The sequence below is a fragment of the Buttiauxella sp. BIGb0471 genome (genome assembly GCF_024807715.1).
GTDB classification, from domain to species: domain Bacteria; phylum Pseudomonadota; class Gammaproteobacteria; order Enterobacterales; family Enterobacteriaceae; genus Buttiauxella; species Buttiauxella agrestis.
This window is the reverse complement of the sequence record NZ_JANUEU010000002.1, coordinates 518755-531617: the sequence shown is the minus strand read 5'-3', so window position 1 is coordinate 531617 and position 12863 is coordinate 518755. Positions and strand designations below refer to the sequence as shown.

Sequence of the window (12863 nt, the reverse complement as noted above, 5' to 3'; positions counted from 1 at the left end):
ATCGGTTACTCACAAAGTGGTGCTAAAAATTGATAAAGCTCACGAGATTCAAATTGCCAGGATTCAGCCTGTTTAACAGGGACAACCGGCATTAATGCGTTGCAAATTAGCACTTCGTCGGCCTGGGCCAGCGTGTCTACTCTTTCCCGAACTTGCGTGAACTGCCAGGCAGAACCGGTAAGACAGGAGATAATATGCTGGCGCATAGTGCCGTTTACACCAGATTTATCTACATACGGTGTAAATACCTGCATTCCTTTACGCCAAAATAAATTCGCGGCACAGCATTCCGTAAGCCACCCATCACTGTCAAGAACCAGGGCTTCCTGGGCTTGCGTCTGTTCAAGATGCGTACGAATCAGCACTTGTTCGAGGCGATTAAGGTGCTTAATGCCTGCAAGGTACGGATTAATTCCTAACTGAATCGGGCTTAACGCAAGGCTAATCCCCTCCTCGCACCACTGCGGATAAAACGAGGGAAAGGCGGAAACGGATAATATACGTGTCGGTTGCTGGCAATTTGCCGCGCTGTAGCCTCGTCCACCACTGCCGCGAGTAATGACGACTTTTAAAACGGCCTGCTGTTGTGTTGAAGCGAGCTGCTGCATTTCGCTTTTTAGCAGTGACCAGTCGGCAAACGGAATAAGGAGTTTTTCGCAGGCTTGCTGCAAACGGATGAGGTGTTGTTCTAAAAATCTGACCTGACCGTCACTAACGCGAGATGTCGTAAAACAACCGTCGCCAAACTGCACTGCGCGATCGTTCGCCGCTAAAGCTTCGGTTCGCTCACCATTGATTAAATACATAACAACTCCTCAATGTGTTGTGAGTTAAGAGTGCCAGTGCGGGAAGAATGCAGCAAGAGGGGAATAATTGAGATGCATAAAGGGCCCGCAAGCGGGCCCTTTATGGAGACGGTTTAGATCTTCTTGAAGATCAGAGAACCGTTTGTACCACCAAACCCGAAGGAGTTACACAGAGTGTATTCCATTCCTTTTACCTGGCGTGCAACATGAGGAACAAAGTCCAGATCGCAACCTTCGTCAGGGTTATCAAGGTTAATGGTCGGTGGAATCGCCTGATCGCGCAGAGCAAGGATGGAGTAGATTGACTCTACTGCCCCAGCAGCGCCTAACAGGTGACCGGTCATAGACTTGGTTGAACTTACCAGAACACGGTAGGCATCTTCGCCAAAAATAGTCTTAACCGCTTGCGTTTCAGCTTTATCGCCAGCTGGTGTGGAAGTGCCATGCGCGTTCACATAACCTACCATAGCTGGCGTAATACCTGCGTCACGCAGTGCGTTTTCCATTGCCAGGGCAGCACCTGCACCGTTTTCTGGCGGTGAAGTCATGTGGTAAGCATCGCTGCTCATACCAAAACCAACGACTTCTGCGTAGATTTTCGCGCCACGCTTTTTAGCATGTTCGTACTCTTCGAGTACCATCATGCCCGCGCCATCACCCAACACAAAACCATCACGGTCTTTATCCCACGGGCGGCTTGCCGCTTGCGGGTTGTCATTACGGGTAGAAAGCGCACGCGCAGCACCAAAGCCACCCACGCCCAACGGAGTACTGGCTTTTTCTGCACCACCTGCCAGCATTGCGTCTGCATCGCCATAAGCGATCATACGCGCAGCCTGGCCGATGTTATGCACACCAGAAGTACACGCTGTAGCAATGGAAATGCTTGGACCACGCAGGCCGAACATAATGGTCAGATGACCTGCCACCATATTCACGATAGTCGACGGCACAAAGAATGGGCTGATCTTACGTGGACCACCGTTCACCAGCGAGGAGTGGTTCTCTTCGATAAGACCCAGACCACCGATACCAGAACCGATTGCGGCGCCGATACGGATTGCATTCTCTTCCGTTACTTCCAGACCAGAATCCAGCATGGCCTGGTGGCCAGCAACAATTCCATATTGAATGAAGGCATCCATTTTGCGCTGTTCTTTGCGCGAAATGATGTCATCACAGTTAAAATCCTTTACTAAGCCAGCAAATTTCGTTGCATAGGCGGTAGTATCGAAATGGTCGATTAGGCTGATGCCACTCTGACCGGCAAGGAGAGCTTTCCAGGTAGACTCTACGGTATTGCCGACAGGAGACAACATGCCCAGTCCGGTCACAACTACACGACGCTTAGACACGTTTGTCCTCCAGGGAGGGAAAAAATAATACTAGTGGGACACTTAGATAAAACTCAGGCGGTCGAATGACCGCCTGGAGATGTTCACTTACGCCTGGTGACCGTTGATGTAATCAATGGCAGCCTGAACGGTGGTGATTTTCTCAGCTTCTTCGTCCGGAATCTCAGTATCAAACTCTTCTTCCAGAGCCATTACCAGCTCAACGGTGTCAAGAGAATCAGCGCCCAGGTCCTCTACGAAGGAAGCGGAGTTGATAACTTCTTCCTGCTTAACGCCCAGTTGTTCGCCGATAATTTTCTTAACGCGTTCTTCGATAGTGCTCATACTCTTAAATTTCCTATCAAAACTCGCTTTCGCGATGGTTTTCGTAGTGTATAAAATGTTGAAAAAGATGCAACTAAATCCCGGCAGGTCATACCACGATTTTACGCTATTTTGCGGGCATTCGCCCAAATAACGCAAATATTTTGTATCGTGGTTAAACCATATACATTCCGCCATTGACGTGCAGGGTTTCACCAGAGATGTAACCTGCCTCGTCAGAGGCTAAAAATGCAACAGCACTGGCGATTTCTTTTGCGTCGCCTAAACGACCCGCTGGAACTTCCGCCAGTATACCCGCACGCTGTTCATCAGAAAGCGCACGCGTCATGTCCGTTTCAATAAAGCCCGGAGCAACAACGTTTACAGTAATACCACGAGACGCAACTTCACGTGCTAGTGATTTACTGAAACCAATCAGACCCGCTTTCGCCGCAGCGTAGTTAGCCTGACCAGCATTTCCCATGGTACCAACCACAGAACCAATAGTGATAATACGACCATGACGCTTTTTCATCATAGCGCGCATTACCGCTTTTGACAGACGGAATACTGATGACAGGTTGGTTTCGATGATATCGTTCCACTCGTCATCTTTCATGCGCATTAACAGGTTATCACGAGTGATACCGGCATTATTAACCAGAATATCGACTTCGCCAAATTCTGCGCGAATATTTCCCAAAACAGCTTCAATTGAAGCCGGATCGGTTACATTCAGCATATAACCTTTGCCGTTATCGCCCAGATAATCACTGATCGCCTGCGCACCGCTTTCGCTGGTCGCAGTGCCGATAACTTTCGCACCACGGGCCACCAGGGTTTCCGCGATTGCGCGGCCGATACCGCGGCTTGCGCCGGTTACCAGCGCAATTTTTCCTTCAAAACTCATGGGTTTCCCTCGTCTTATTGCTCGAGCGCCGCTGACAATGCGACCGGCTCGTTAATGGCCGAAGCAGTCAGTGTGTCAACAATACGTTTTGTCAGGCCAGTCAAAACTTTACCAGGCCCTACTTCCAGCAACTGGGTCACACCCTGCGCTGCCATAAATTCTACAGATTTCGTCCACTGGACTGGGCTGTAAAGTTGACGCACCAGCGCACTACGAATAGCTTCTGGTGATGTTTCGCACTTCACGTCCACGTTATTCACAACCGGAACAGTTGGCGTGTTGAAAGTAATATTTTCCAGCGCGACGGCTAGTTTATCCGCCGCGGGTTTCATCAATGCGCAGTGAGAAGGCACGCTGACAGGCAGTGGCAGAGCACGTTTTGCGCCGGCGGCTTTACAAGCTGCACCTGCACGCTCAACAGCGTCTTTATTGCCCGCAATCACTACCTGACCTGGAGAGTTGAAGTTCACCGGAGAAACCACTTCACCTTGAGCGGCTTCTTCGCAGGCTTTAGCAATAGACGCATCATCAAGACCGATGATGGCATACATTGCGCCAGTGCCCGCAGGAACCGCTTCTTGCATCAATTTGCCGCGCAATTCAACCAGACGTACTGCGTCGGCGAAATCAATCACACCAGCACAAACCAGAGCTGAATATTCGCCCAGGCTGTGCCCAGCCATCAACACAGGGGTTTTGCCGCCCTGCTGCTGCCAAACACGCCACAATGCAACAGAAGCTGTCAGCAGCGCGGGTTGTGTCTGCCAGGTCTTGTTCAGCTCTTCCGCTGGCCCTTGTTGGGTCAAGGCCCACAAATCATAGCCCAGCGCGTCAGAAGCTTCACGGAAAGTGGCTTCTACAACAGGGTTTGCTGCTGCAATTTCTGCCAGCATACCTACGGCTTGCGAACCCTGGCCTGGGAAAACAAAAGCAAATTGAGTCATGGTTAAATCCCTAATAATCAAAAACGAACCAGTGCTGAACCCCAGGTAAAGCCGCCACCGAAGGCTTCGAGCAATACCAGTTGGCCACGTTGAATCCGTCCATCACGAACCGCTTCGTCCAGCGCTGCCGGTACGGAAGCCGCCGAAGTATTTCCGTGTCTGTCGAGCGTGACAACCACGTTATCCATCGACATGCCCAGCTTTTTCGCCGTCGCGCTAATAATGCGCAGGTTCGCCTGATGTGGCACTAACCAGTCGAGCGCCGAGCGGTCGAGGTTATTGGCAGCCAGGGTTTCATCAACGATGTGAGCAAGCTCTGTCACCGCGACTTTAAAGACTTCGTTACCCGCCATGGTCAGGTGAATTGAATTTTCAGGATTCACGCGATCGACGTTTGGTAGCATTAACAGCTCACCGTAACGACCATCTGCATGCAGATGGGTGGAGATGATGCCCTGTTCTTCAGAAGCGCCAAGCACAACAGCACCCGCACCATCACCAAAAATAATAATCGTTCCACGATCGGTTGGATCGCAAGTACGCGCCAACACGTCAGACCCAATCACCAATGCGTGTTTTACTGCACCTGACTTCACGTAAAGATCGGCAACGCTTAATGCATAGGTGAAACCTGCGCAAGCCGCTGCGACATCAAACGCCGGGCAACCTTTGATCTCCAACATTGCCTGCACCTGGCAAGCCGCGCTTGGGAAAGCGTGTGTTGAGGACGTGGTGGCAACAATGATTAAGCCGATTTCGGATTTATCAATACCGGCCATTTCCAGGGCGCGAGTTGCTGCCGCGAACCCCATCGTTGCCACGGTTTCGTTTGGCGCTGCGATATGGCGTTCACGAATACCTGTACGGGTGACAATCCACTCGTCAGAAGTATCCACCATTTTTTCCAGGTCGGCGTTGGTACGCACTTGTTCAGGCAGATAGCTGCCCGTACCAATAATCTTCGTATACATGTACGTCAGTCACTCTTGGGTAATACTGATTCCAGGCGGGCAGCAATCCGGGTAGGGACTTGCCGCGCCACCGCCTGCACTGCCTGTTCAATCGCGACAACAAACGCTCGCTGATTGGCCGCTCCGTGACTCTTAATCACTGTGCCGCGCAATCCTAACAGACAGGCGCCATTATACTGGTCGGGGTTGAGGTGACTGAATCGCCTGCTCAGGCTTTTTTGTAACCAATGTTTCAATATAATTAGCCACCACGACCTTTTTTTCCCTTCGCCCTGAGATTTCAAAAGCGAGAGGAACATTCTTGCAACCCCTTCCATCGTCTTAAGGGTGACGTTACCAACAAAGCCATCACACACCAATACGTCGGTTTTTCCCGTCAACAACTCATTCGCTTCAAGATAACCAATATAGTTGATAGAAGGCATTGTTTTTAGTAATGCTGATGCATCGCGAATGCTATCGAGACCTTTTGTCTCTTCTTCGCCGATGTTCAATAACGCGACTCTGGGGGAACTGATGCCGAGGAGTTCCTCTGCCATCACAGAACCCATAATCGCAAATTGCACCAACATATTACTGTCACATTCAACGTTCGCACCGAGATCCAGCACGACAGTTTTACCTTTTTGCTGATGCGGTAACACCGTCATCAGCGCCGGGCGCTCAATTCCTTCGATCGGCTTGAGCAATAATTTAGCCAGGCCCATCAGAGCGCCGGTATTTCCTGCGCTTACGCAAGCTTGCGCTCGCCCTTCTTTCACTAACTCAAGCGCCACTCGCATTGAGGATCCACGACTATTGCGGATCGCTTGCGAAGGCCTTGCATCACTGGCAATAACCGACTCCGCAGGCACAATCTGCGCACGTGAGCGTTTTTCAAAATCAGCTTTGGCAAGTAATGGCGTGATGGCGTCGGGGTCACCGACTAATAGAAGATTTAACTCGGAATTAGAGTCCAGTGCCTGCAATGCTGCAGGCACTGTCACGGAAGGACCGAAGTCCCCACCCATGGCATCTAACGCAAGGGTTAGACGTCTCAAGGAATCGCCAATTACTTGGAGATAACCTTGCGACCGCGGTAGAAACCGTCGGCGGTGATGTGGTGACGCAGATGAGTTTCGCCAGAAACTTTGTCCACGGATACTGCTGCTGTGGTCAGCGCGTCATGGGAACGACGCATGCCACGTTTGGAACGGGTTGGTTTATTCTGTTGTACGGCCATGGACCTTACTCCTCAATTACTTACGCTTTAAACTGGCTAATACGGCAAATGGGTTTGGTTTCTCCGCCTCGGAAGGCAGTTTGCCAAAGACCATGTCCGCCTCGGACACTTCACAGTGTTCAGATTCATGCACCGGAACGACTGGCAAGGAGAGGATAATTTCATCTTCTACCAACGCCAGAAGATCAATTTCACCAAATTCGTTGACCTGAACTGGTTCATATCCTTCCGGGAGTGCTTCAACCTGCTCGTCTTTGACGATCGGGCTAAAACAATACTGTGTGTAGACCTGATGGGCAAATGGCTTTCCGCAACGCTGACATTCAAGCGTCAGCGACACCTTCGCATCACCGGTAAGAACCGCGAGGCGCTGGTTGTCGATGGCGAATGACATATCGCATTCCACATCACTGTCTACACTGACTACAAACTCGGCGACACGCTCTACCTGAATAGGGGTGTAAACACCCTTATAATCAAGGCGTTTTTGAGCCGTACGAACCGGGTCGAGAGTCAGGGGTAATTTTACTTTTTGCATAGGGCGCGCATATTAACTTTGTAACGTCATAGAGTCAAAGAAAATGGCCTGGAAACAGCGCCTTTTCTACTTATTCGCACACATTGCGGTGGCATAGTTTAAAATGCCTTTCCCCGAATCGCTATCATTAATGAAAAAAATATGACGCAAATTGTTCTCGCCTCAACTTCCCCATGGCGCCGGGAGCTACTTGAAAAACTGGGTATCCCCTTTATTACCGCGGCTCCGCAGGTGGATGAAACACCTTTTCCCGGTGAAGATGCTCGCCACTTAGTCACACGCCTGGCACAAGCCAAAGCTCAGGCATTGAGCCGTGAATATCCGAATCATATGATTATCGGCTCGGATCAAGTTTGTGTTTTAGATGGAAAAATAACCGGAAAACCGCATAGCGAAGAGAAAGCCGTGGAGCAGTTAATGCTTGCCCGCAATAGTATCGTTACTTTTTATACTGGTCTGGCGCTTTATCATTCTGCTTCCGGGAATTTACAGGTGGTTTGCGAACCTTTTGATGTGCATTTCCGTCATTTAAGCGAACAGGAAATTCGCCATTACGTGCGTAAAGAGCAGCCGCTACAGTGTGCCGGAAGTTTTAAAAGTGAGGGACTGGGAATTACGCTGTTCGAACGGCTTTCAGGAAAGGATCCGAATGCGCTGGTAGGTCTACCGTTAATTAGCTTGTGCGAAATGCTACGCAACGAAGGCGTTAACCCACTGCTGATGTAAATGACGGAGGGTGGATAGCTCCACCCTCCCGTAGATAACTAGCGCGCGCTGTTGCGTAACACTGTAAGACAACGCTTCAACTGCTCATCCATTGGCGCTTCTACCCGCATAATCTCACCGGTATTAGGGTGAGTGAAGCGTAATGCCGCTGCGTGCAAGAACAGACGGTTCAAACCGGTTCCGACAAGTTGCTTATCAAACTCACGGTCACCATATCTGTCGTCAAAAGCAATCGGATGACCAGCATGCAATGTATGCACACGAATCTGGTGAGTTCGTCCGGTAATCGGGCTACAACGCACAAGCGTGGCGAACGCATAGCGCTCTTCAACTTTGAAACGCGTTTCAGAAGGTTTGCCTTCGCTGTTAACCCGTACGATACGCTCACCACTTTGCAGAATGTTCTTCAGTAGCGGTGCCTGCACAGCTTTGACGTGCGATTGCCATTGGCCACGTACCAGCGCCAGGTAATCCTTCTGCATCCCTTTTTCACGCAGTTGCTCATGCAACGAACGCAGCGCGGAACGCTTCTTCGCCACCAGCAAAATTCCGGAAGTGTCACGGTCAAGGCGGTGCACAAGCTCGAGGAAACGAGCTTCCGGGCGTAAAGCACGCAAGCCTTCAATCACACCAAAGCTTAAACCACTGCCGCCGTGAACCGCCGTGCCAGACGGCTTGTTGAGCACCAGAATATGGTCATCTTCATAAATAATCGCGTCAGTCAGCGCCGCCACTTTTTGTAGGTGTGGTGAAACGGCTTCTTCTTCACGTTCGGCTACGCGAACCGGCGGAATACGAATTTCGTCGCCATCCTGGATTTTATATTCAGGCTTAATACGTTTTTTATTCACACGCACTTCGCCTTTACGCAAAATGCGATAAATCATACTTTTCGGCACGCCTTTCAAGCGGGCGAGTAAAAAGTTATCGATACGCTGCCCAGCTTCGTCAGAAGAAATGGCAACGATTTGTACTGAAGGTGTCGGAGTTTTCATGGTCGGCGATTCTAAATAGCGTGCGCGCATAGCGCCACTCATTTTTATGTGCTTAACTGAGAATCTGCCTGGTTTTAAGTCGCCTGACTCCCCTTTTTCAGTTTTCTGCGACATGCAGCGAAAAAGTGAGTTAAAAAACTGTAAGAAACGAGGCATCAAAGGCAAAAGTCATCTTGCTATAATAAGGTTAGCAATGGAATAATGTTGCGGTTTTCCGTGTTGATACTTGTTAGAACAAGGAATTTTGCGGAATTACCAGTTTTGCCTGAACGTCCATCCACGCAGCAATGGCGTAAGACGTATTGTACTTTCAGGCAGTTAGCGGGCTGCGGGTTGCAGCCTGACCGGTAAAATGGAATCAACTCTTAAGAAATATTCTAAGGTTATTCCCACGATAATTGCGCTGTATTTCCGTATGAAATACAGGCTACCGACACTTTGCGCCTCTCAGCAAGCGACAACCGTGAGGTTGGCGACTTAGCGTTTAGTCACGAGGCCATCGGTTCACTCCCGGTCAGCGTCACCATGCCCGTAGCTTTGTCACCAATGTAAGAATAATGAGTAAGTTACGATGAAAAGAATGCTAATAAACGCGACTCAGCAAGAAGAGTTGCGTGTCGCCCTTGTAGATGGGCAACGCCTGTACGATCTGGATATTGAAAGTCCTGGACACGAACAGAAAAAAGCTAACATCTATAAAGGCAAAATCACCCGTATTGAACCAAGTCTGGAAGCGGCATTTGTAGATTACGGCGCGGAACGTCATGGTTTCCTTCCTCTTAAAGAAATTGCCCGCGAATATTTCCCGTCTAATTATTCATCACATGGTCGTCCGAACATTAAAGATGTTTTGCGCGAAGGCCAGGAAGTGATTGTTCAGATTGATAAAGAAGAACGTGGTAATAAAGGCGCAGCCTTAACCACCTTTATTAGTCTGGCCGGTAGTTATTTGGTGCTGATGCCGAACAACCCACGTGCAGGTGGTATTTCCCGCCGTATCGAAGGTGACGACCGTACCGAACTGAAAGAAGCCCTTTCCTCTCTGGAACTGCCAGATGGCATGGGTCTGATTGTACGTACTGCTGGCGTGGGTAAATCCGCTGAAGCACTGCAATGGGATTTAAGCTTCCGCCTGAAGCATTGGGAAGCGATTCAAAAAGCGGCAGAAAATCGCCCGGCTCCATTCCTTATTCACCAGGAAAGCAACGTTATTGTGCGTGCTTTCCGTGATTACCTGCGTCAGGACATCGGTGAGATTCTTATCGATAACCCGAAAGTGCTTGAGCTGGCTCGCCAGCATATCGGTGCTCTGGGTCGCCCTGATTTCAGCAGCAAAATTAAGCTCTACACCGGTGAAATCCCGCTGTTTAGCCACTACCAGATCGAATCGCAGATTGAATCCGCTTTCCAGCGTGAAGTCCGTCTGCCGTCCGGTGGCTCGATTGTAATCGACTCCACCGAAGCATTAACCGCTATCGACATCAACTCCGCGCGCGCAACTCGTGGTGGCGACATCGAAGAAACGGCATTTAATACCAACCTTGAAGCGGCTGATGAAATCGCGCGCCAACTGCGTTTGCGTGACCTCGGCGGTTTGATTGTTATCGACTTTATCGATATGACGCCTGTGCGCCACCAGCGTGCGGTTGAAAACCGTCTGCGTGAAGCTGTTCGTCAGGACAGGGCTCGTATCCAGATTAGCCATATCTCTCGCTTTGGCCTGCTGGAAATGTCTCGTCAGCGCCTCTCCCCTTCTCTGGGCGAGTCCAGTCACCACGTCTGCCCGCGTTGTAGCGGTACAGGTACGGTGCGTGACAACGAATCCATGGCACTCTCCATTCTGCGTCTGATTGAAGAAGAAGCGCTGAAAGAGAATACCCAGGAAGTTCATGCGATTGTTCCGGTGCCGATTGCTTCTTACCTGCTGAACGAAAAACGTGATGCGGTGAGTGCGATTGAAACCCGTCAGGGCGGCGTGAAAGCCATCATCGTTCCTAACGATCAGATGGAAACTCCACACTATTCCGTTCTGCGCGTTCGTAAAGGCGAAGAAACCAAAACGCTGAGCTACATGCTGCCTAAGCTGCATGAAGAAGAGATGGCGATGCCTTCAGATGAAGAGTACGCCGAGCGTAAACGCCCAGAGCAACCTGCGCTCGCGACCTTCGTCATGCCTGACGTGCCGCCTGCACCGCCAGAATCTACACCTGTGGCTGCCACACCGGCTCCAGCAGTTAAAGCTGCCGTTGCCAAATCAGCAACCCCAGAACAGCCAGGGCTTCTGAGCCGCTTCTTCGGTGCGCTGAAAAACCTGTTTGCAGGCGAAACGGCGACTGAAAACAAAGAAGTTCAGCAAGCAAAACCTGCTGAAACTGAAAGCCAGCGTCAAGGCCAGGAACGTCGCAATAACCGTCGTCCGAATAACCGTCGTGACCGTAACGATCGTGGCGATCGCAACAACCGCGACCGTGATAATCGTGGCGAAGGCCGTGATAACCGTAACGAAAATCGTGACAACCGTGAGCCACGTGAAAACCGTGATCGCGATGATAACCGCCGTAATCGCCGCCAGGGTCAGCAGCAAAATACTGAAGTGCGTGAAAATCGCCCGAACGTGGCTGTTGAAGAAGCTGAAAAGCCAAAAGCCCGTGACGAGCAGCAACCACGCCGCGAACGTAACCGTCGCCGCAGCGATGACAAGCGCCAGGCACAGCAGGATGTTAAAGTTCTGCAACGTGATGACGCGGTAGCAGAAGTTGAAGTAGATACGGAGCAGGAAGAACGCGTCCAGGTTATGCCGCGTCGTAAGCAACGCCAGTTGAGCCAAAAAGTTCGCTTTGAATCTGAACAAGATTCTGCGGCTGAAGTTGTGGCAACGCCGGTAGTGGCTCAAGCACCAGTTGCGCGTACCGAACTGGCGACTATCCCGTTACCAGCCGTTATCGATAAGCCTGTTGAGAAGGCTGAAAAGTCGAATGTTGAGCAAGATGACAACAACGACTCTCGTAACGATTCTAACGGTATGCCACGTCGTTCTCGCCGCTCTCCACGCCATCTGCGCGTGAGTGGTCAGCGTCGTCGCCGCTATCGTGATGAGCGTTACCCAACGCAATCACCAATGCCGATGACCGTAGCTTGTGCCTCTCCAGAACTGGCCTCGGGTAAAGCCTGGATTAATTATCCGGTTGCTCGTACTCAAGAAGAGTCGCAGTACGAAAACAACGTTGATCATGTACCTGCCTTTGTTGCTCACGAGCAAGAAACTGCATACGTTCATAACGCACAGCCAGCCGCTCAGGAATTTGTTGCAGCGCAGACTGTTGTTGAAAACGTAAAAGTTGAAAACGTGCAGGCTGAAAATGTTCAAGCTGAACAAGTTCAGGTTGAAGCACCACATGTTGAAACGACGCATCCGGAAGTGATTGCCGCTCCCGTTAACGAGCAGCCGCATCTGATTGCAGCGCAAGACGAAGTTGTTGCTGAACAAGTGATTGATGAAGTCGAACCTGCACAAGAAGCTGTTGCTGTCGAAACTCATCAGCAACAGGCAGCAGAACTTGTTCAGGTTGCCCCGGTAGTCGTTGAAGAAACTGCACCTGAAGCGCCGGTTGAAGAAGTGAAACCAGTAGAAGTGGTTGAAGCTGAACAGCCTGTCGCTCAGAAGTCCGTTGTTGATGTGCAGCCTGAACCTAAACTGGCTCCTGTTCAGCCTGTTCCTCAGGTGGAAACTTCGCCAGCGCAGCCGGTTGTTACACATGTGATTAAACATGCAACGGCACCAATGACCAAAGCTCCAGCGCCGGATTACAACCCGGAAGCACCACGCCAGAGCGATTGGGTTCGCCCAACGTATGAGTTCAGTGGCCGTGGCTCTGCTGGCGCTAACAGCGCAACTCATCAGGCAACTGCTCCTGCTACACGCCCGCAAAGCGCTGAATAATCGCTAAGCGTTGCGAAAAAGCCGACCGGGAAACCGGTCGGCTTTTTTATTTGTTACGCCGCATCACCTGAATTTAAGACAAAAAAAAGCCCACTCCGGGGTGCTGAAGTGGGCATATAAAGCGTACTCAGTTTCAAAGCACGCCCAAAAGGT

12 protein-coding genes are annotated in these 12863 nt (G+C 50.6%); 2 read left to right on the top strand and 10 right to left on the bottom strand.

What is annotated here, in order from left to right:
• Positions 1 to 5: 5 nt before the first annotated feature.
• The 9 genes from pabC to yceD all read right to left on the bottom strand — a co-directional run bounded on the left by pabC (position 6) and on the right by yceD (position 7049).
• Positions 6 to 806, bottom strand: a complete 801-nt coding sequence (pabC, locus tag M2371_RS09015; protein WP_172894839.1) for an aminodeoxychorismate lyase — start codon at positions 804 to 806, stop codon at positions 6 to 8.
• Between the two features lie 113 nt (positions 807 to 919).
• The gene (fabF, locus tag M2371_RS09010; RefSeq protein ID WP_172894841.1) at positions 920 to 2161 is read right to left on the bottom strand and encodes a beta-ketoacyl-ACP synthase II; all 1242 of its coding nucleotides are present in this window, start codon (positions 2159 to 2161) and stop codon (positions 920 to 922) included.
• An 87-nt stretch (positions 2162 to 2248) separates the two neighbouring features.
• Positions 2249 to 2485, bottom strand: a complete 237-nt coding sequence (gene acpP, locus M2371_RS09005) for an acyl carrier protein (RefSeq protein ID WP_034456161.1) — start codon at positions 2483 to 2485, stop codon at positions 2249 to 2251.
• 154 nt (positions 2486 to 2639) lie between these two features.
• Complete coding sequence (gene fabG, locus M2371_RS09000) at positions 2640 to 3374, bottom strand: 3-oxoacyl-ACP reductase FabG (RefSeq protein ID WP_034456162.1); 735 nt, start codon at positions 3372 to 3374, stop codon at positions 2640 to 2642.
• Positions 3375 to 3388: 14 nt separating this feature from the next.
• Positions 3389 to 4318, bottom strand: a complete 930-nt coding sequence (fabD, locus tag M2371_RS08995) for an ACP S-malonyltransferase (protein ID WP_259267493.1) — start codon at positions 4316 to 4318, stop codon at positions 3389 to 3391.
• Between the two features lie 17 nt (positions 4319 to 4335).
• Entirely contained in the window at positions 4336 to 5289 is a 954-nt protein-coding gene (locus M2371_RS08990) for a beta-ketoacyl-ACP synthase III (protein ID WP_034494541.1), read from the bottom strand.
• Positions 5290 to 5294: 5 nt separating this feature from the next.
• Entirely contained in the window at positions 5295 to 6329 is a 1035-nt protein-coding gene (gene plsX / locus M2371_RS08985; RefSeq protein WP_072011149.1) for a phosphate acyltransferase PlsX, read from the bottom strand.
• A gap of 11 nt (positions 6330 to 6340) precedes the next feature.
• Positions 6341 to 6511, bottom strand: coding sequence for a 50S ribosomal protein L32 (gene rpmF, locus M2371_RS08980; RefSeq protein ID WP_034494538.1), 171 nt, complete (start codon positions 6509 to 6511; stop codon positions 6341 to 6343).
• Between the two features lie 16 nt (positions 6512 to 6527).
• Positions 6528 to 7049: a 23S rRNA accumulation protein YceD gene (gene yceD / locus M2371_RS08975; RefSeq protein ID WP_034494536.1), complete on the bottom strand. Its 522-nt coding sequence runs from the start codon at positions 7047 to 7049 to the stop codon at positions 6528 to 6530.
• 141 nt (positions 7050 to 7190) lie between these two features.
• Between yceD and M2371_RS08970 the strand changes: the two genes are divergently transcribed.
• Positions 7191 to 7775, top strand: a complete 585-nt coding sequence (locus tag M2371_RS08970; RefSeq protein WP_259267492.1) for a nucleoside triphosphate pyrophosphatase — start codon at positions 7191 to 7193, stop codon at positions 7773 to 7775.
• 38 nt (positions 7776 to 7813) lie between these two features.
• Here the strand turns inward: M2371_RS08970 and rluC are convergent, their stop codons facing one another.
• Positions 7814 to 8770, bottom strand: a complete 957-nt coding sequence (gene rluC / locus M2371_RS08965) for a 23S rRNA pseudouridine(955/2504/2580) synthase RluC (protein WP_259267707.1) — start codon at positions 8768 to 8770, stop codon at positions 7814 to 7816.
• 571 nt (positions 8771 to 9341) lie between these two features.
• Between rluC and rne the strand changes: the two genes are divergently transcribed.
• Positions 9342 to 12710, top strand: coding sequence for a ribonuclease E (gene rne, locus M2371_RS08960; protein ID WP_259267491.1), 3369 nt, complete (start codon positions 9342 to 9344; stop codon positions 12708 to 12710).
• Positions 12711 to 12863 lie beyond the last annotated feature (153 nt).